The sequence below is a fragment of the Saccharospirillum sp. ABV4_185 genome (assembly GCF_056159245.1).
The window spans coordinates 99,048-118,226 of sequence record NZ_JBSWUW010000001.1 but is presented as its reverse complement, the minus strand read 5'-3'; the positions used below and the strand labels follow the sequence as shown (position 1 = coordinate 118,226).

At 55.0% G+C, this 19,179-nt stretch carries 14 protein-coding genes; 5 read left to right on the top strand and 9 right to left on the bottom strand.

Going from position 1 to position 19,179, the window contains the following annotated elements:
• Nucleotides 1-8: 8 nt before the first annotated feature.
• From ACXAE6_RS00515 to ACXAE6_RS00495, 5 genes are all read right to left on the bottom strand, one after another.
• Entirely contained in the window at nucleotides 9-419 is a 411-nt protein-coding gene (locus ACXAE6_RS00515) for a DUF4398 domain-containing protein (RefSeq protein WP_475143073.1), read from the bottom strand.
• Between the two features lie 54 nt (nucleotides 420-473).
• Nucleotides 474-683, bottom strand: a complete 210-nt coding sequence (locus ACXAE6_RS00510) for a DUF3185 family protein (protein ID WP_475143071.1) — start codon at nucleotides 681-683, stop codon at nucleotides 474-476.
• Between the two features lie 156 nt (nucleotides 684-839).
• Nucleotides 840-2,183 (bottom strand): Na+/H+ antiporter NhaA, encoded by a 1,344-nt coding sequence (gene nhaA, locus ACXAE6_RS00505; protein WP_475143069.1) that lies wholly within the window; start codon nucleotides 2,181-2,183, stop codon nucleotides 840-842.
• Between the two features lie 43 nt (nucleotides 2,184-2,226).
• Nucleotides 2,227-10,935, bottom strand: coding sequence for a GH36-type glycosyl hydrolase domain-containing protein (locus tag ACXAE6_RS00500; RefSeq protein WP_475143068.1), 8,709 nt, complete (start codon nucleotides 10,933-10,935; stop codon nucleotides 2,227-2,229).
• A gap of 638 nt (nucleotides 10,936-11,573) precedes the next feature.
• Nucleotides 11,574-11,720 (bottom strand): hypothetical protein, encoded by a 147-nt coding sequence (locus ACXAE6_RS00495; RefSeq protein ID WP_475143065.1) that lies wholly within the window; start codon nucleotides 11,718-11,720, stop codon nucleotides 11,574-11,576.
• A gap of 257 nt (nucleotides 11,721-11,977) precedes the next feature.
• Between ACXAE6_RS00495 and ACXAE6_RS00490 the strand changes: the two genes are divergently transcribed.
• The 3 genes from ACXAE6_RS00490 to ACXAE6_RS00480 all read left to right on the top strand — a co-directional run bounded on the left by ACXAE6_RS00490 (nucleotide 11,978) and on the right by ACXAE6_RS00480 (nucleotide 14,225).
• Nucleotides 11,978-12,124: a lmo0937 family membrane protein gene (locus tag ACXAE6_RS00490; protein WP_475143061.1), complete on the top strand. Its 147-nt coding sequence runs from the start codon at nucleotides 11,978-11,980 to the stop codon at nucleotides 12,122-12,124.
• A 461-nt stretch (nucleotides 12,125-12,585) separates the two neighbouring features.
• On the top strand, nucleotides 12,586-13,356 hold the full coding sequence (locus ACXAE6_RS00485) for a Crp/Fnr family transcriptional regulator (protein ID WP_475143058.1): 771 nt from the start codon (nucleotides 12,586-12,588) through the stop codon (nucleotides 13,354-13,356).
• Between the two features lie 167 nt (nucleotides 13,357-13,523).
• Nucleotides 13,524-14,225, top strand: coding sequence for a Crp/Fnr family transcriptional regulator (locus ACXAE6_RS00480; protein WP_475143054.1), 702 nt, complete (start codon nucleotides 13,524-13,526; stop codon nucleotides 14,223-14,225).
• 315 nt (nucleotides 14,226-14,540) lie between these two features.
• Here the strand turns inward: ACXAE6_RS00480 and ACXAE6_RS00475 are convergent, their stop codons facing one another.
• The 3 genes from ACXAE6_RS00475 to ACXAE6_RS00465 form a co-directional block, all read right to left on the bottom strand.
• Nucleotides 14,541-15,293 carry a hypothetical protein gene (locus ACXAE6_RS00475; RefSeq protein ID WP_475143050.1) on the bottom strand — a complete coding sequence of 251 codons (753 nt, stop codon included), beginning with the start codon at nucleotides 15,291-15,293 and terminating at the stop codon, nucleotides 14,541-14,543.
• A 315-nt stretch (nucleotides 15,294-15,608) separates the two neighbouring features.
• Nucleotides 15,609-16,019, bottom strand: coding sequence for a VOC family protein (locus tag ACXAE6_RS00470; protein ID WP_475143047.1), 411 nt, complete (start codon nucleotides 16,017-16,019; stop codon nucleotides 15,609-15,611).
• Nucleotides 16,020-16,083: 64 nt separating this feature from the next.
• A complete protein-coding gene (locus ACXAE6_RS00465) occupies nucleotides 16,084-16,440 on the bottom strand; it encodes a GFA family protein (protein WP_475143045.1) in 357 nt (118 codons plus the stop codon).
• 222 nt (nucleotides 16,441-16,662) lie between these two features.
• Here ACXAE6_RS00465 and ACXAE6_RS00460 point away from each other — a divergent pair, with 222 nt between their 5' ends.
• Both ACXAE6_RS00460 and ACXAE6_RS00455 read left to right on the top strand, forming a co-directional pair.
• Complete coding sequence (locus ACXAE6_RS00460) at nucleotides 16,663-17,256, top strand: phytanoyl-CoA dioxygenase family protein (protein WP_475143042.1); 594 nt, start codon at nucleotides 16,663-16,665, stop codon at nucleotides 17,254-17,256.
• Between the two features lie 27 nt (nucleotides 17,257-17,283).
• Nucleotides 17,284-17,643: a nuclear transport factor 2-like protein gene (locus tag ACXAE6_RS00455; protein WP_475143038.1), complete on the top strand. Its 360-nt coding sequence runs from the start codon at nucleotides 17,284-17,286 to the stop codon at nucleotides 17,641-17,643.
• Nucleotides 17,644-17,792: 149 nt separating this feature from the next.
• On the opposite strand, the gene ACXAE6_RS00450 is transcribed toward ACXAE6_RS00455, so the two are convergent.
• Nucleotides 17,793-19,139: an FAD-binding oxidoreductase gene (locus ACXAE6_RS00450; RefSeq protein ID WP_475143037.1), complete on the bottom strand. Its 1,347-nt coding sequence runs from the start codon at nucleotides 19,137-19,139 to the stop codon at nucleotides 17,793-17,795.
• Between the last annotated feature and the right edge of the window lie 40 nt (nucleotides 19,140-19,179).

The window sequence follows — 19,179 nt, the reverse complement described above, 5'->3', positions numbered from 1 at the left end:
CTCCTGGTTCATTGCTGAACGTTTAAGCGGTTAAGTTCCTGACGCAACGCACGTGCGGCCTGTTCCGATTCTCTGGCGGCCAACCGAGCCTGAGCTGTCTGGGCATGTAACTGCGCGATTTGGGCATCGAGCGCGGCTTCGTCCGCAAGCTGGCCGGCAGATTCATATTGCTTCTCGGCCATTGCCAGTCGAGCGCGGTCCAGCTTGTCGATCGCCAGCTTTAAATCGGCTGACGCATATTGGTGGGTGTCGCTGCTGTTGGCGTTCTGAACGGCTGTTTCAGCATCGGCCAGTTTTTCGCCAGCCATCGGTGCCGAAGAGCAACCGCTGATGACCAGTGCCAGTGTCATCATCATTATAAAGCCAGCTAACAAAGGCATTTTTCGATCAATTTTGGGTTGTTGTATCATGGCAATCATTTGGGTTTATCCTTGTATCGAAGGGCTAAAATCAATGGCTATGGTGCGCGCGGATTAACCGCGTAATTGCATAGCCGAGACTCCGAGGCCGACTAAAATCGCCGCGCCACCGAAGATGAAATACCACAGCGTGGCGTCTCTGAAACGGCCCATAAATGTTTCATAAACCTGGCCGGTCATGTTTTGAGAACTCTGGTATCCGAAAAAGATCAGCACTGCCCCGAGAACGAGTAGTGCCAATGTGATTATTTGTTCGGTGTACATTGTTGCGCCTCCTTAGTTGGGTAAACCATTGCAGTAATTGACAATGACTTTCTGTCACCATCCCATCTTCATCCCTGCATCAGGTTGTGTCTGTTCGCTATCGTACGGTTTGAGAAATTACACCCTGTCGATTTAGACCGTGGTGAAGGGCGGTGGTTAAGAAGGTTGTTTATTCGCGAGGGTCCGTTGACTGAATAAAAATAAGAAACACAGGCCTGCCAATGCCGATGCGATTGATGCCATAAAAATACCCAGCTTGGCACTATCGAGATTGGGCGGTGTAAAACCTTCGCTGGCAATAAACAGCGCCATGGTAAATCCGATGCCACCGAGTAAGGCGCCACCAGCCATATGGCCCCAACTAAGATTGTGTGGTCGTGTCGCTATACCTAGCTGCACGGCCAACCAACCAAACAACAAAATGCCCATCGGTTTGCCGAACACGAGCGCGCAGAAAATGGCCAGGGTGATTGAGATGTCAATGCTTTCAAATGACCATGCAAGGCCGACATTGGCCAGCGCAAACAGTGGCATGATCAAGAAACTGACCCAGGGATGCAGGCTGATTTCCAGGCGTTCCACCGGTGATAGTGTTTCGCGCGCGGCAATTTCAGCAATCTGTAAGGTGTGTCGATCTTTGGTGTCTTCAGCGGTGATGCCCAACTGAGGATGAGCAATCACCTGATTCAAAATGGCATAAAGTCGGTCGTCGTTGACCCAGCGCTGGGCCGGCGTCATCAAACCCAGAACAACTCCGGTAACGGTGGCGTGGATGCCTGAGACATCCATGGCAAACCAGATGCAGATGCCAAAAAAGAAATACAGCGGGACGCTTCGGAAACCCAGTTGACCGAGGCCGTAAATCGCAGCCAATCCGGCACCGGCAATGAATAGAGCGGACCAGACGAGGTCACTGCTGTAGCCCAAGGCAATGACCAGAATGGCACCCAAGTCATCGAAAATGGCCAAGGAGAGCATGAATACGCGCAAACTCTGTGGGATGCGCCGCCCCAGTAGGGCTAGACAGGCGATGACGAAGGCTGTATCGGTGGCCATAACGGTGCCCCAACCGTGCTGTCCTGGCTGGCCCCATTGCATGAGCAGATAGAGCGCAGCGGGAACCAACATGCCGCCCACCGCGGCGGCTATGGATAAAGCGGCCATGCGTGGGGAATTCAGTTCACCCAGAATCAGTTCGCGCTTGAGTTCCAATGCCACGATAAAAAAGAACAGGGTCATCAGGCCGTCGTTGATCCATTCGCGCACGCTGTGCAAATAACTCAGCGGACCAATCTCCAGCCCAATTGGCATCAGCCACAGTTGCTCGAACCCTACAGCCCAAGGCGAGTTGGCCAATAACATTCCCACCAGTGTGCACAGCAACAGCACAGCACCGCCGGCGGACTCAATGTCCATGAAGCGGGCAAAGGGTCGTTTCAGCTTGCCGGCCACCGTTCTTGGCAGTTGAGAGGTGCCTGTGGGTTGGGGGTGAGTCGACATCAAGGCTTGGTATCAGCGAGGGCTGGCGTGGCACTGAACATGCTCAGATCACCTCGCCCGGCTCGGCCTGGGACGCCGCATTGGCCCGAAAATTGAGCAACAACTGATGTTCACCACCGTCCAACGGCACACTAACAACGCCCCCGGTTATGGCTATGTCGGCGCCATCTAACTGGGCACGATCAGGCTGGTCGTTAGTTCGATTGATGTTGACCACCAATGAATAAACCGTGGCATCGATGCGGAGCTGCGCTTCAAAACCATCCCAATGATCGGGCAGGCAAGGCTGAATCAGCAGAGATGCACCTTGGCGTCGAATACCGAGAATGCCCTCGACACCGGCGCGATACATCCAGCCCGCCGAGCCGGTGTACCAACTCCAGCCACCACGACCGGCGTGCGGCGACACCGAGTAAACATCGGCCGCAACCACATAAGGTTCCACCTTGTAGCGCGCCACGGCATCTGGCGTCAGCGTATGGTTGATGGGATTGAGCAATGCGAACAGATCGTAAGCCGCCTGGCCTTGGCGTAACTTGGCAAACGCCAAGATCACCCACATGGCGGCGTGGCTGTATTGGCCACCGTTTTCGCGCACACCTGGCGGATACCCTTTGATGTAGCCCGGATCAAACGGCGTTTGGTCGAATGGCGGCGTCAACAGCAGCGCCAGCCCCGGGTCTTTGACAATCAATCGTTCGCTTACCGAGGCCATGGCGGTGGCTGCGCGTTGTGGATCGGCGCCCCCGGACAGCACCGCCCAGCTTTGCGCGATGGAGTCGATCTGACATTCATCGTTTGTGCGTGAGCCAAGCCAATGACCGTTGTCGTAACTGGCGCGCCGATACCATTGGCCATCCCAGCCGTGTTGTTCGAGTGCCTGTTGCAAGGCCGTCATTTGCTGCCGCCAGAGAGGCACGCGATGGTCATTACGGGCTTCGGCGATAGGCAGGAGATCACCCAAGGTGGCGACCAAAAACCAGCCCAGCCAAACACTTTCGCCCTGGTCCAGTGCGCCGACTCGGTTCATACCGTCGTTCCAGTCGCCGGTGCCCATGAGCGGCAAGCCGTGCTGGCCCAGGCGCGACAGCGTTTTATCCAAGGCCCGGGCGCAATGTTCGAACAACGATTCCGACTCATGTTCGTCGGCGGTCAACGGCTGGAAAAAGGCTTCGTGCTCATGCTCGTCAAGGCGCGGACCACTGATAAACGCCACCCGTTCGTCCAGCACTTGGGTATCGCCGGTGCAGCGTACATAGTGGGCCGTGGCGTAGGCCAGCCAGACGCGATCGTCGCTGATGCGCGTGCGCACGCCCTGGCCGCTGTGGGGTAGCCACCAATGTTGGACGTCGCCTTCGACAAACTGGCGCGAGGCGGCGCGCAGCAGATGCTCGCGAGTGTGGTTGGGTCGCGTCAGCATCAACGCCATGCCATCTTGCAGTTGGTCGCGAAAACCATAGGCACCGCTGGCCTGATAAAACGCCGAACGGGCCATGATGCGGCAGGCCAAGGTCTGATACAGCAGCCAACCGTTAAGCAGAATATCCAGCGTTCGATCCGGTGTTTTGACCTGGACCGCACCCAACACCGAGGTCCAGTGATCGTCCACGGCGGCCATCAGGGCGTCGATGTCAGCCTCTCGATATCGGCGAATCAGGCTCTGGCTGTGGGCCAGCGTTTCGCCCTGACCCAAGACGGCGACTAACGTAATGCTCTGCCCGGAGGGGATATCAACGCTGACTTGCAAGGCGGCGCACGGATCAAGACCGGCCCCCACCGCGCCCGATAGCGGCCGTTGTTTCACTAAGGCGATGGGCAGGCCGGTGGCGTTGTTGCGGCCCAGAAACTCGGTGCGATCGGCGGTCCACTGCTGCTGTTGGCCACGCAGATCGGCGAAGGCAACCCGGCCAGGAAAGGCCGTACTCCACAGATTGCGCGCCAACAGTGCGCCGCTGTCGGCATCCACTTCGGTGGTGATAAACGCACCCGAACCGCTGCGATAAGTGCCCAACACCCATTGCTGGTAAGCGGTTACCGTCACCCGGCGTGACTCGCGCGAGCGATTATGCAGCGTCAGCTGCGATAATTTGACCGGATCTTCCAGCGGCACGAATTGCAGCAGATCCAGTTCCAGGTGCTCAGTGGCGTGCTGGAACCGACTGTAACCAAAACCGTGGCGTGCCACGTACTGGCCGCCGTCACGCAAGGTGGCGGTGGCGGTCAACAAGTCGCCGCTGGCGTGGTCCTGAACAAAGAGGGTTTCTACGCTGGGATCGATCACCGGGTCGTTCGACCAGGGCGTCAGTTGGTTGTCACGGCTGTTGCCCGCCCAGGTGTAACCGCTGCCTTCGGCTGAGACCTGAAAACCAAACCCCGGGTTAGCCACGACATTGATCCAGGGGGCGGGTGTGCGCACGTGCTGTGACAATACCGTCACGTACTCTCGGCCGTTGCGGTCGAAACCGCCCAGGCCGTTGAAGCACTCCAGCGTTGTCTTCGGATTAGACAACACAACGGCCGTGTTGGCCTGCGCGGTCTTCGGCTCGTCGACGGGTAACGCGCGGTCGTGGTCGTGATTGGCGGTTTCCGCGTCTGAGCGTTTCAGTTGCGCCGCCAGATCACCCTGATGGGCCACCAGCGCGACACGGGCGACGGCCTGCAACAGCGTACGACCGGCAACGTTCATCTGGTCGGCGCGCAGGGTATAGACGTTGCCACTGGCCAGTTCGACGCCAAAACGTGGTCGCGACTGGCTGCTGCGAACCGCTGCATCGATGGCATTTTGCAGATCCTGAACGTAGCTGATTGAACGTTCGTTGATGATCACCAGATCCACCGCCAACTGCTTCATGCGCCAGTATTCATGGGCGCGCAGCAGTTGCTGCACCTGTGTCAGATCAGCCAATTCGTCAATGCGCAACAGCACGATGGGTCGATCACCCGAAATACCCATGCCCCACAGGCCCGATTGCGGTCCCATGCCGCGCATCATGGCGGCGGCCGGTGCCCGATAGGCAACATCGCTGTACAGCAGGGGCGCAGCCAACTGCTGGAAGTCAGCCGCCTCCGCCGCACTGATGCCCAGGTGGCGCAGTTCCACCTGGCCTTGAGTCCAGGCCAGCGTTTTGGCGCGATCGAAGGCGTGGCGATCGTGGTGACGTTCGATGGCGGCGATCAGTTCAGCCCGCGACGACGCGACCAGCGTCCAATAGGTCAGATACACCACCGAACCCGGGCTGACACTCAGTCGATGGCGCAGCGAGAGCACCGGATCGAGCACCGTGCCGGTCGTATTGGACAAGGGTTCATCGCTCAGCAAAGCGGCCGCACTGCCGATGCCGGGCCGGACCACAGAGCCGTAGCGACGCTGGTCGCCAAAAAAGCGCGCGCGATCGGTCTCGTATTGCAGCGGCGCGCTTTGTTCGCCTTCCACCACGGCCAGATGAGCGACCCAAATGGGCGTTTCAGTGGCATCGCGCAAGCGGCGCGTGGCGATCAAAGCACCCAGTTTGGGCAGATATTCGGTCTGCACGAACAGCTTGGTAAAGGCCGGGTGCGCCTGGTCGGCGGTCGCTGCGGCCAACACCAGTTCGGCGTAAGACGTGACTTCAAGCAACCGCGTCTTGCGACCGTAATTCGCCACCGACAGGCGCCGTACTTCACCGTCGTCTTCGTTGGAAACCCGGACGGTCATGCGCGTTAGCAAGCGGGTGTCACGGCGGATAAATTCGGCGTGGTCTTCACTGAAAGACACCTTGTAACTCTGAAACTCCGGTGCTGCTCGGGTGAGCTTGTCCGTCATGCTGCTGTCGCGCTGATCGGCCGATCCGCGTGGCATGCCACCACGCCGGTCGACGCCGGTGTGCAAGTTGCCCTGTGCATCACAACCTTCCGGGTGCAGGCTGGGTGACCAGCGATCACCGCTGTCGACATCGCGCACAAACACCCGAGAACCGGACGCTTCCTGGGTTGGATCTTCATGCCACCGAGTCACAGCAAGGCCGCGCCAATGGCTGTAGCCACCACCATCGGCAGTCAACATCACGGCGTAACGACCGTTCGACAAAAGCTGAGTAATGGGCCGGGAATGTTCGGCCATGTCGGCCGCACTGTAGTGACGCTGACGTGGTGGGCCGACATCAACGTCTCGCAGTGAGGCATTCACTTCTTCGGCACGCGGATGATCGATGACGACGTTGCGCGGCAGCCGTTCCTGCAACAGCAGTTCACAGCCTTGAATCATCGGTTCGCGGTGAAATAAGTCGCGCAGTCGACCGCCTTGCAAGGTGTTGGCGATGGCGACGATGGTCATACCCTGGTGATGCGCCATAAAGGTTTTCACCAACACCCGCTGCTCGTCCTTGGGCAGGCGCGAGGCGGTGAAGTCCAGCGCCTCATAAAAACCATAACGACCGCGCGCACCGAGCTGCTCCAGGCGACGAAAATTTTCTCGTGCGCCCTGGGCATCGATCATGGCCGCCAGGGCAGTGGCATACGGCGCGATAACCCGGTTGTCGGCCAGGCCGCGTTTCAACCCCAGGCCGGGCACGCCGAAGTTGTCGTATTGATAGGTGTATTCCATATCGCGGGCACTGAACGCCGATTCAGAAATGCCCCACGGCAGTCCAAGGCTGTGGCCGTAAGCTTGCTGTCGCTTCACCACCAAGGCATTGGTTTGTGCCAGCAGGCTGTCCTTGGGCGCGCGCATTATCAGTGAGGGCATCAGGTATTCGAACATCGAACCGGACCAGGATATCAGTGCCGAGCCTCGGCCTAATGGCGTCGAAGCGCGGCCGAGGTGAAACCAATAAGGCGTACTCAGGTCGCCTTTGGCGATGGCAAACAAACACGCCAGGCGCGCTTCAGAGGCTAGTAAATCGTAACAATGTGAATCGAGCCGGTTTTCGCTGACGGCATAACCGATGGACAGCAGATGCCGTTGCCGATTGCGCAGAAAAGAGAAATTCATCGCCATCGCCATGGCGCGCGTTTGCTCGGCAATGGCCTGTAAGCGCGGCGTCAATGCCGAACCGGTCGCTGGGTGATGGCGGTGCAACTGCGTCTGCAAGGCGCGCAGCCAATAAGCGACATCGGCCAATGGCTCCGTTGTCTGCAGACTCGCCTCCAGCAACGCCAAACAGCGCTGCAAGTCGGTTTCGAGTTGTGTTTGGGCGGCGGCATCTGAGTTTGAAGCATCAAGATGTTGCGCCATCTGATTCAGCAACCCCGTCAAAGCTTCGTCTGGTTCGCACTGCGCCAGGGCTTGCTGCGCCAAGCATAGAGTATCGTGCAAGGCCGTCAGTGAGGCCGGGTGTTCGATACCATCGTCCGTCTCGCAGGCATTGGCCAGGGCAATCAGATGCCCGGCCAGATTGCCGCTGTCGACTGACGACACATAAGGCGGCTCCAAGGGACGTAAATCGCGCGTGTCGTACCAGTTGTAAAAATGGCCCTGATAGCGCTGCAATTGCGTCATCGTCGCCAGCGTCGCTTCCAGTCGGCGCACCATCTCGTCGCTGCTGATCCAGCCAAAATCCCGCGCGCTCAGGCACGACAGTAAATACAGACCGATGTTGGTCGGCGAGGTGCGCTGCGCTACCACCGGTTGTGGGTCTTCCTGAAAATTATCCGGCGGCAAATCATGGCTGTCGGCGCTGACAAAGGTATCGAAATAGCGCCAGGTTTGTCGGCCGATCAGCCGCAACGCTTGGGCATCGTCATCGCTCAGCGGTTGTTGTTCGTCACGCGGCGGCAAACTAACCCGATAAGCCAACCAGGGCGACGCCAGCCACAGACCGATTATCGGCAGCGCCGCAACCAGCCCTGGTGGGTTTAGCACTAGCACCGCCAGACCGACCACCGTCACCACTGCCAAGGCGGGCAGCATATGGCGGTAAGTTTGGCCAACCGTTAACCGCGCCGCGCCGTTGGACTGCGCCGCCGTGGTCCATTGCAACATCGACCGATGGGTAATAAACAACCGAATCAGGGTGCGCACGATAGCATCCAGCATGCGCCAAGCCTGGTCGGGCAAAAAGGCGACAACCAACGCAAAATGCTGGCTGGCCAACGCTAAATCACTGAACAGATTATTGGCGCGACGGCTCAGTTTGACGCCGCTGCGATGCGGCACTACCGCCAACAGAGCGGGCAAAAAAATGGGCAGTGCCATGGTGATTAGCACCGCCGCCGTCAGTTGCATTGATGACGCCAACGGCAAACACCACGCCAACATCAGCGCCAGCCAATAAGCCGGGGGCAACAAGGAGCGACGCATGTTGTCGAGTATTTTGCCCCGGCCAATCAGCGACACCGATCGCGCCAAACGAAAGCGTCCAAACAACCACGGCAATAATTGCCAGTCGCCTCGGGTCCAACGATGGCTGCGTTTGGCATCGGCGTCGTACCGAGCCGGAAATTCCTCGACCACATCAATGTCGGAGGCCAAACCCGCGCGGGCAAACAGGCCTTCGAACAGGTCGTGACTGAGCAGCCTATTGTCGGCTACTCGACCGTGCATTGCCTGTTGGAAGACCTGCACATCGTAAATGCCTTTGCCGGTGTAGGAGCCTTCGCCGAACAGATCCTGATACACATCCGAGGCCGCTGCGGCATAAGGGTCTAAGCCGCCGGGGCTGGAAAAAATGGCCTGGTAACGGGAACCTTCACGGCCGATGGGCAACGCCGGTGTGACTCTGGGTTGTAAAATACCGTAGCCGCGCACCACGCGCTGCCGATCGACATCGAAAATCGGCTGGTTGAGTACGTGGCCCATCTTGCCGATCAGTCGACGCAGGGAACCGCGAGGCACACGGGTATCGGCGTCGAGCGTAATCACATAGCGCACTGCCGTGGGCACTGGCAGCGGTTCGCCGTTGAGCGACACGAAGCTGGTGTCTGTGGCACCCTCCAGCAAGGCATTCAGTTCCGTCAGTTTGCCGCGTTTGCGCTCCCAGCCCATCCAAGTTCGTTCGGCTGGGTTGTATTGACGACGACGATGAAAATGCAAAAAGCGCGGCCCGGCCGGTCCAGGACCATACTGTGCATTGAGCGCTTGCAGCGCCTGGCTGGCGGCCGCCAACAAGGCGTCGTCGTCAACCGATTCGGCTTGGTCGGCATCCAATCCGTCAGTCAACAACGCATAATTGATATAGCCCGGCGGGCCGGACAGAAAATACACCAACAACTGTTCAATCTGCCGGCTGAGATCGCGCTCAGATGTCAGTAACGTCGGGACCACCACCAGCGTATGCAGTGCTTGCGGTATGCCCGACTTCAACGCCAAACCGGGCAACGGCTGGGTCTTCACACAGAAGGCCAGAAAGCGGTTGATCAGCGTCGTCGAGACCTCGCTGACGGGCAAAAATAACCCCAGTAACACCAGCCAGAGCCCGGGTTGCGACACGCTCAGCATGCCCATAAAAAAGCACACCGCCACTAGCGTGACAACACTCAACAGCAGAATCGAACTGATGTAACCGCCAATCCCCAGCCCTACCACAGCCCGATGCAAACGCAGCGGCCAAGGCACCCTAAAATCCAATTGTCGTTCCAATTCAGCGCGACCGCTGGCCATCAAATAATACCCAGGGTCACGTTGGGCAGCGTCGGCTTGATCGGTTGTCTGTTGTGCTAATTCAATGGCTAAGTCGGCAATGTCGAGCTCGCTCTTCGCCGAGTGACGCGACAGTTGTTCGATGGCACTGCGGTAAAGGTTGCGGGTCACAAAATCCATCTGCGCAAAGTCGGTTGCTGCGCTCAGATGCTGATCGACCAGGCTGACGCTTTCGAACAGATCGGCCCAATTGATATCGGAAATAAAGCGCATGCTGGTAATGATGTTGCGCACCGTTAAATTGGCGGCACCCAATGCCATCTGACTGTCGTGTACCACCTGCTCAGCCGAGCGGCCCTGTTGCTGTAGACGCTCTTCCAACCAAGCTAGCGCAGGCGTCAAAGTTGGATCTTGATCGCGCAGGCGTTTCGCCAACTGAGCCGTAAAGTGGTCCGACAACAAACCAGCTGGTCTGGCTGCAATGTCAGCTTCTAAAGCCGAACGTGCTTGACCCGGAGTCAGCAGACGGTCGGCCAGGGCATTGGCATCGTCGCGTTGATGGCGACCTTGCGTAATTTGGTCGGTCAACCGGCGTAAGTTTTCCACCAACACAATGCGCAAGGTAATAGCCACCGCCCATAATTCGCCGATGGTAAGCGGTTGAACACTTTGGTAGGCAATAAGAAAACGGCACAGAAAATCGCTGTCAAAATGGCTGTCAGTGTGAGCAGTAAAAGCCCAAGCCACACCAAATACGCGCGGGTAACCGGCTAAGGGTCCCGCCTCGAGTTTGGGCAGTTGCCGATAATAATCGGGCGGTAAGTCGTCATGGATTTCTAGAATCTGGCGCTCGACCAGATGGTAATTATCGAGCAGCCATTCGGCCGCCGGTGCTATGGTACGTTGCTGAGCGAGGTCTTCGGCACTGGCACGATAAGCCGCCAATAAAACAGCGGCGTTTTGATTCAGCCGACGATGCAACGATGGCACTCGCTTCGGCTGGGGAGTCACCTGTTGAGCGTGAGCCAGACTGAGCGCATGGCGTTCCAACCATTCAATGCCAAACAACTCTTCGCGGATCGGCTTGGGGTCGGCCCACAGCCCGGTCTGGTTGTAGTTTGGCCAGATTTTTTGCAAGAAATACTGGTGATAAAAACGTTTGCGCCAGAAGCGTTTGACAAAGGTGGGTAACGACATGAGGTCACTCCTGCACAGGATGTGACGACGGTGATAACGGTCGGAACATCCTCTGGATCGTTAGGCTATGGGGCTGGCAGTGAGTCAGAACTTGTCAGGCCGTCGAGAAGGTTTCCGGCACAATAATATTCAACACCGCTTACGCTCATCATTGCGTACCTGAGGCGTACCGGTTGGTATCCTGATGATGATGTTCCACTATCTACCGAGATGATCGATGCCGTCTGTTCGTTGGCGTACAGACCAAGCCAACGATGTGGGCTGAATTTCCCACCCGCCAGAGCACATCAAGGTTATTTGCTTTCCATTGCGTTCATCGAAGCAGACACCATGAAAGTCACAGGTCACAGCGTATAGGTTGCTTACGCGCTACCGTTATGGACGCCAACAGTAGCTTCGTTGACTGAAGGTGCGTGCGCACACCTGACAATTATGGGGCCATTGGTGGCATTAAAGTGGCATAGCAATGGGGTTGGTTATTGGTACGATTATCAGATACTGAAGCAGGATTTGAAATCTATGCAGAAAATGCTCAGGGCAATAAAATAGAGAATAAAAGCGGGTGGGATCCCACTCGCTTTTACTTGTTCCATTATCGTGTAGTGTTAACACTCACGATTAGATCGACGTCTGGTGAATCAGTTTTTTTTACCAGAGTCTTTGGCGGGACCACTGCCGCCAGGAAATTTCTGTTTTTCCTGACCCTTGGCCTGTTCTTGCTTAGCCTGTTCCTTTTTATGTTGATCGCTTTGAGTCTTATTGGGTTGTGATGTTTGAATGTTCATGATGGTAACCTTTTGATGTCGTGCTGAGATTCACCTTGCTGGCTCTGCGAGACTGATAAGAGCCTAAGGACCGAGTCAAGCTGTTCAATATCTCAACTCCACACCGATACTGGCATACCAAGAATTTTCTGACCGTGCGCTAACCAACATGGAATCCAACAATGAATAAAGCATCACTGGGTGTGATAGCGAACAGACTGATGATGATGCTTTAGGTAAGATTTTTTTGATGCTTTTTTGTTTCAAGGAAATCTAAAATGCTAGAAACCATCGCAATTTTACTGATCATTCTTTGGGTCGTGGGATTATTTTCAGCGTACACCCTGGGTGGCTATATCCATCTATTGATCATCACTGCCGTCGTATTATTGGTGGTCAGAGTCATCCAGCGACGTGGACTGTAAAGCGAATATCAAAAAATAACTCGGTCATTATTCTGACTATCATTGGCATGATGGGATTTGTCTAGAGTGGCTTCGCCTGATGCATTGATGCAGATGAAACTGAATTTAGCCCGCAACCTCCACCACTGTATTAACAAGACAGCGCAACGTGTCTATCTTACGGGCGCTGCCTTTCCATTTACTATACAGCCATTGCTTTACACAAAAGGAGAGTCAACCAGCGTCCGGAGCTGAGCGGCTCGCCATCAACAGCGCCAACAGCGGCGCTTGATATGTAAAGTCGGCTTGTGGGTTAGTAGTGTGCGATAGCGTACAGACTTGAGCGTCTGACTGTGACAGCATGACGGTAGATCATATTCGTCGCTGTCAACATCGGTCCTTATTCGGTATCCAAACCGCTCAGCAGCGACCTTTTTTGATACTGATGATGCGCATAAGGGACTGAATGGGAAGGGTATTTAATGAAAAAGTCGACCGCGCTGTTACGGCATAGAAACGAGATTACCGATCTGGGTGCTAAACCTTTTTTTGGCGTAAACCATCTGCTGAACGCTCTGCCTGACGATGTTCAGGAGCGCATTCGGCCGCATTTGGAACTGGTTACTTTGCCACTGGGAACGGTGTTATACGAATCTGGTGATACGTTACGCCATGTTTACTTTCCGACTGACTGCATCATTTCCATGCTCTATGTGATGGAAGATGGCGCGTCAGCGGAAATTTCTGTGGTTGGCAACGAAGGAATACTGGGCACCGCCTTGTTTCTGGGCGGTGAAAGCACGTCCAGTCGTGCCATCGTACAAAGTGCTGGCTACGCCTATCGAATGGAAACCCGTTTATTCAAAAGTGAATTCAGTCGTCATACTGAAATGTTGATGCTACTGCTGCGTTACACCCAGGCGTTGATTACTCAGATGGCGCAAACAGCGGTATGCAATCGTCACCACAGTATTGATCAACAGCTTTGTCGTTGGATGCTGTTATCTTTGGATCGCTTGGACAGCAACAACCTCATCATGACTCAAGAATTAATCGCCAATATGCTCGGCGTACGCCGCGAAAGTGTGACTGAAGCGGCGGGGAAATTACAAAAGCTCGATGTTATCTCTTATCATCGCGGACACATTAAAGTGCTGGATCGGTCCCGGTTAGAGACATTGTGCTGCGAATGTTATTCCGTAGTGAAACAGGAAACTGATCGATTATTGCCCAAAAAAATATCTACTGACTGATAACTGGTCTGTCACTGGCACTGTCTTTTTTTTAAGGATATTTTCTAAGAAAACTTGGTGTGCCAACGTACAGATTTACCCTGCACCGATATTCATACTCATTTTACGAGATTGCCCGAGCACCTTTTTCGTGCCTCTTACGGCCTTATGTGCTGCAGGACCGTTAAATGCCATCGCGATCGAACCCAGACACCAATCTTCTGCTCGAATCCTTACCACTCAACATCCGCACCAAGGTATTAGAACAAAGTACCCTGGTAAACTGGAGCTATGGCGAAGTGATCTGCGACGTCAACCAGCGCTATGAACAAGTCTATTTTCCGCTGTCTGGTTACATCTCCTTGCTAACTGTAACCGATCAGCGTCCACTGGAAGTGGGTTTGATCGGCAACGAAGGTATGCTTGGCACCAGTTTGGTGTTGGGGGCTGACACAGCGCCCTTAAAATCGTTGGTGCAAGGCACCGGCACAGCTTGGGCCATCCCCGCCGATCTGTTTCTGCTGACATTGCAGGACAATCCGGATTTTAAAAGAAGGTTGTTGTTGTACATTCATGTGTTAATGCAACAGCTCACGCTGGCCGGTTCATGCCTGCATTTTCATACCATCGACTCTCGACTGGCGCGTTGGCTGCTGATGACACACGACCGCACCCACCAGGACCGCTTGCACCTGACGCATGTTTTGCTCGCCGATATGTTAGGCGTGCGCCGCAGCGGTGTCAGTTTGGCGGCCGAGGCGTTGCAAGACCAACAATTGATCAGCTATGCCCGTGGCAACATCGACATTCTTGATCGCAAAGGTCTTGAGGGTGTTTCATGCCCCTGTTACGACGCGATGGCCCGTTGTTATGACCTTGCCATGAATTGACCAGGGCTGTGTGCGCAAGAGATTTTCAGGATGCCGTAGCGGCATTGATGCAGCCTGCATTCGGTGAAGCGTTATTTGTCGTGGGTTAACAACATCACCATGATGGATCCGCCCCGGCCCATGCCGGTGGTGATGTCGTCGATGAATTATGGGTTAGTGGTAAAGCCCAGGACGGTATAGAAATCCCGGGCGGTTTTCAGGGTGGAAATGAGCAGGTTTAAAAAACAGGGCATCGTTTTTTTTCAGCCCCGTGCTGATATTCAGAATCACCCTGACAGGTTCACAACAAACGAACCTATCCGGCTAAGGCTTTAACTACTGCCGCGCATTTTCAATCTGTGTACTCCAACCCTGCTGGCCGATGTGCTTGGTTGCTTTGGTTAGCAGTTCTTCCAGAACCTGTTCACTTCGATCTTCGGACTGATAGGTACCCCGGTAATATTTGTAACTCGATATCACTCCACGGTTCTCAAGTTCCGGATCTATTTGATAGGCGTAATGGGTCTGGGTGGCATCGGCATCTCTCAGGAAAGCAGAGGCTCTTGGCGCTAGCGACACCCGGCCTTCAATGTTCAGTTCAAATGCGCCCATAACGGCCAGTTCGCCAGCAGAGACCGTCACCAGACTGCGCTCGACCGCTTGTTCAGATAAGAGGATGGTTTCTCCCAAGGTTCGCGAAAAGCCAAACTGTGTATTTCCCGAATTCATTGAACTGGTTGTGCTTCTTGAGTAGCTGATGGCGACGGCAACGTATTGTCCGGGCTCAGCATTCAGCAGGTAGTAGTGGTCATCGTAACTGACGGCTGTCTGCTGCAGCTCTCCCGAAAGGAGATTGTTGTCTTCTGTTAAACGGGCAAAGGTCAGGCTTTTGTTTTTGCAGGCCGCTAGCGGCGGGCAGGGGTTGGGCACCTTGATCATGATGGCACTGCTCTCGGGTGATACCGGTTCAACGACCGGAGCCACGGTGGCACAGCCGCCCAGTGCGACGAGCAGGCCCAGGACCAGGGTGGCTGGAAGATGAGTGTGCCGTACTGCTGATGCGTTGTGGTCATGACTGCGCTTTTTCATTGGTTCTGTACTCCAGGGATTTTTTTAGTTATCCGCCATGCGGTCTCCCTGGGCATTATGAAAATGGGCTATTGGCAAGGTGTAGGAAAATTGACGCAAATGTCTGGAAATATGAATCAATGTTGAGTTTGCGATGAACTTTGCACCGGACTGTATGGCCGGCTGGCTCTATCTGTTGATGGACCATTACTGAGTGACTGCGCTTTAGGTGGCGTTGGCGCGACAAGGGCAGGGGAGTCCGGGTACTGGATAGCACACCTGGGGTCCCCTGCTGTGTTATAGCGCGTGTTGGCTATCAATCTTGGTTCAGGTTTTTTAGCTTTCGCTTTCCATTCCCGCCATATCCATCCAAACCATTTCCCAAACATGGCCATCCGGATCGGCCAGGTTGCGGTTGTACATAAAGCCCAGGTCCTGTTTGGGGTTGATGTCGGCGGTGCCGCCGTTGTTGGTGGCGGCTTCGTTCAGGGCGTCTACCTGGTCGCGGCTTTCGCAGGCGAGGGCGAGCATGACTTCACTGCTGGTGCTGGGTGGAATGGGCCGGTCGGTAAAGGTTTTCCATTTGGCATGGGTCAACAGCATCACCATGATGGATTCGCTCCATACCATGCAGGCGGCGGTTTCGTCGGTGAACTGGGGGTTGTTGGTAAAGCCCAGGGCGGTGTAGAAATCCATGGCTTTATTGAGGTCGGCAACCGGTAAATTCACGAAAATCATCTGAGTCATTGTTAGTATCCTTCTGGTTGATTTCACGACTGTCGTTGGTCGGTATTTTTAGCCTAATTCGATGTTAAGCGCTGCGCCCATCGAAGTGCTGGCTGCTTAACTGCCGGGGTTCCACGCCATCGAGGCAGTTAACATTGATGGCGGCCATTTCGCTGCCATCGGGCATGCTGCCGTAGGCAAAACTTTCCACGCCACAGACCGAACAGAACAGGTGCTGGATTTGGTGCTTGTTGAACAGGTATTCGGTCAGTGATTGTTCGCCGGATTGCAGCTCGAAGCTGGCTTTGGGCGCGAAGGCCAGCACCAGTCCAAGCCGTTGGCAACGTGAACAGTTGCAGGTGATGGTATTGTCCAGGTCGACATCGACGTCATACTGAACAGCGCCACACTGGCAACTGCCGTGATAATGAGAAGTGGCCATCGGTTGCTCCTTTTGGTGTGCTGAAAGGTTTTATTGTTGGTTGAGTCGAATCAGCCGCTTCATATTCGACAAGGCCAGCAAAGAAATCCATAAAATAGCTAAGATTTAACCCGAGGTAGGCTGATGACGCCGGAACAGGGCACAGAATTTGAGGTCAGGGGCTGCCTTTATCTGGGTGGGGCCCTGTCTAAAAAGGTAGTAAAACCGATTAAGGCCCGGATATTGGACGACCTTAAACGACTCAATATCTGGTCGTCGGGCCGTACGCTGTCGCAGCGTCTCAAAGGCGTGCCCATCTTTCAGCAGACCGACAAGCTGGGGCAGTGGATTGCCTACCCCGACCTGCACCAGACCTTGATGACCGCGTCCTTAAGTTCAGCCATGGAACAACTGGTGCAACGGCCTTTGGCGCCGGCGCAAAGTGCTCCGCTGTTAATATCGTTACCGCATAAAAATGCTTGGACGCTGACCGGTCTGAACTGGCACCGCGATGTTGCCCAGTCGCAGACACGATCAATACCCGGCATCCAGGCTTTTGTGCTGCTGGATGATGTGCCGGTTCACGGCGGCGCGACTCTGGCGTTAGCGGGTTCGCATCGGTTAAACAATCCAACAGCGGCCAAGCAGCGGCTTGAAGAACTGAGCGGTGGTGATGCCATTTCCGTCGAGGGTTGCGAGCTGTCCTTGGTCGAGATGTGCGGTCGCGCCGGTGATGTCTATCTGATGGATATGCGGGTGCTGCATACGCCGTCGATCAACGCATCGAAAAAGCCAAGGTTGATGGCGACGATGCGACACCTGGTCGCTGCACACTGATTATTTTCAGCAGGGAGTCAGGTGGGTATGACGCAGATAAATCGCAGCGCCGATTGCGGCAATTCACCCAAAAACACCACCACGGAATGCATTGGCGTGGCGCTGGAAATGCTGGATATGAAACACCTGCAAGGCTTGCTGGCTGAGACTGTTAGGTGGCGATTGCCAGAGCTAACACTCACTGGGGTTGATGCTATTGCCGCTTATTTATCGAAACAGTCTGTGCCGACGAAATTGGATATCGATCGGGTGGTCTCACACGGCAAGGCGGGTGCGGTAAATGGTATTGCAACACATGGCAAAACGCCGCGACGTTTCTGCCATCTAATCGAATACACCACGGTAAAGTGTGAGCGAGTGGCGCGCATTGAGTCATATCGGGGATAAATAAAACCTCTCTTATCGGCTGCCCCGGCTTGAGAGAGTAGCGCGTGCTGGCCTGCCTATCATTGTCTTTACCCCTGGAACTGTCCCGGCGTGAGTCCCCAATCACTAGAGTGATCGGGGTCTTCTACTCAAAGTGCCAGTCAGCTTGTTCAAATAACGCTGCGCACCTTGCCCTGGTTCAACAGCAAGTGGGGATCGTTTTGTCTTTTGCTGTGCAAAATAGCATCAGCCAGCGAGCCGCCATGCTTGCCATCTTCTAAGGTGTAGACGTGTGAGTTGTTAATCTTCACACCTACCTTTTCATGCAGCGCCATGATGTCAGCCAACTGGTCAGCGTTCTTGTAGTGAACCAGCGGCAGGCCAGTAATAAACAAGCTGTTATCGGCCAGGCGAATAAATTCCAGATGCACTTGAACATCGCCACCCACTGCTTCTCTAATGGAGGACAGCTGGTCCAGGACGCTATCAACATGGTAGTTGGCTTGTAAGTGCGTCAGACCTTTATCATTTTTCATGGCGTGCAGCGTGGCATGATTCCAGCAATACTCTATGACCGTGTGCTGGCTTTCTTGCATGTCAGCGTAAGTTTGCGACCAGGCAATCCGGCCACCGTTTTCGGCTAACAATTCGGCCATAGGCTCGACGGAATTAGGCGCGACAAGACTGATTACCAAGTACTCATCGGCGTCCATATTGGTTTTTGCTTCACTGAAATGAACGGCACTTGCCGGGTCATACAGAGATACTTCGCGTTTTTCTATGCCGGTACTATTAGCCAGGGCTTTGGCGAACTGAAAAGCGCTGTCAATGCTTTTAAAAGCAAGCAGATACTCGCCCCAGTCGCGTGCCGGTGCCAAGGCTACTTCTAGCCCAACGATAATACCGTTAGTGCCATAGGTATGATGAAAGGTCAGTACCTCTTTGCCGCGCAACTCCAGAATCTTGGGCGTCTCTTCGATGGTCATTACGCGCACACACTGTACGGTTCCGGGGGCGCTGATGGGGCCGTAATTAATTGAACCAACGCCGCCAAAGCCACCGGCAAAGAGACCTCCCATGGTTGCCATCCGGTAGGTGGACGGCATACAACGCATTTCCAAACCTTGCGCGCGCGCCTGGTCTTCAAGGTCACCGATTTTAATGCCGGGCTGTACACTGGCCAGACCATCGCGGATCCAATTGACCTTATCGTAACCGCTCATATCAATCTGCACGCCGCCGTTTAACGGGACTGACTGGCCGTAGTTTCCGGTACCACCACCGCGCACCGTCATGTTAATGCCCTCACGGACGCAATGAGCAATCAGCGCTGCCAGCTCTGTCTCATTTTTCGGTCGCACGACTATGTCTGCATGCTTACCGGTCAGTTGTTCTTGCAGTAACGGACTGAACCAGAAGAAATCTTTTGAAAGACGTTTGATATGGATAGGCGACGTCACCCACTCCAGATCGGGCAGCTGATTCTGCATATCAGCAAGAGCTTGTTTAGTTGTCATAACATTCCTGATTTACGGTAAGAGAAAACGCACCTAAAAA

Bases quoted from the DNA above. Each gene is read 5' to 3' on its own strand.
- ACXAE6_RS00515 (WP_475143073.1), bottom strand. From the start codon at position 419: ATGATTGCCATGATACAACAACCCAAAATTGATCGAAAAATGCCTTTG.
- ACXAE6_RS00510 (WP_475143071.1), bottom strand. From the start codon at position 683: ATGTACACCGAACAAATAATCACATTGGCACTACTCGTTCTCGGGGCA.
- nhaA (WP_475143069.1), bottom strand. From the start codon at position 2,183: ATGTCGACTCACCCCCAACCCACAGGCACCTCTCAACTGCCAAGAACG.
- ACXAE6_RS00500 (WP_475143068.1), bottom strand. From the start codon at position 10,935: ATGTCGTTACCCACCTTTGTCAAACGCTTCTGGCGCAAACGTTTTTAT.
- ACXAE6_RS00495 (WP_475143065.1), bottom strand. From the start codon at position 11,720: ATGAACATTCAAACATCACAACCCAATAAGACTCAAAGCGATCAACAT.
- ACXAE6_RS00490 (WP_475143061.1), top strand. From the start codon at position 11,978: ATGCTAGAAACCATCGCAATTTTACTGATCATTCTTTGGGTCGTGGGA.
- ACXAE6_RS00485 (WP_475143058.1), top strand. From the start codon at position 12,586: ATGAAAAAGTCGACCGCGCTGTTACGGCATAGAAACGAGATTACCGAT.
- ACXAE6_RS00480 (WP_475143054.1), top strand. From the start codon at position 13,524: ATGCCATCGCGATCGAACCCAGACACCAATCTTCTGCTCGAATCCTTA.
- ACXAE6_RS00475 (WP_475143050.1), bottom strand. From the start codon at position 15,293: ATGAAAAAGCGCAGTCATGACCACAACGCATCAGCAGTACGGCACACT.
- ACXAE6_RS00470 (WP_475143047.1), bottom strand. From the start codon at position 16,019: ATGACTCAGATGATTTTCGTGAATTTACCGGTTGCCGACCTCAATAAA.
- ACXAE6_RS00465 (WP_475143045.1), bottom strand. From the start codon at position 16,440: ATGGCCACTTCTCATTATCACGGCAGTTGCCAGTGTGGCGCTGTTCAG.
- ACXAE6_RS00455 (WP_475143038.1), top strand. From the start codon at position 17,284: ATGACGCAGATAAATCGCAGCGCCGATTGCGGCAATTCACCCAAAAAC.
- ACXAE6_RS00450 (WP_475143037.1), bottom strand. From the start codon at position 19,139: ATGACAACTAAACAAGCTCTTGCTGATATGCAGAATCAGCTGCCCGAT.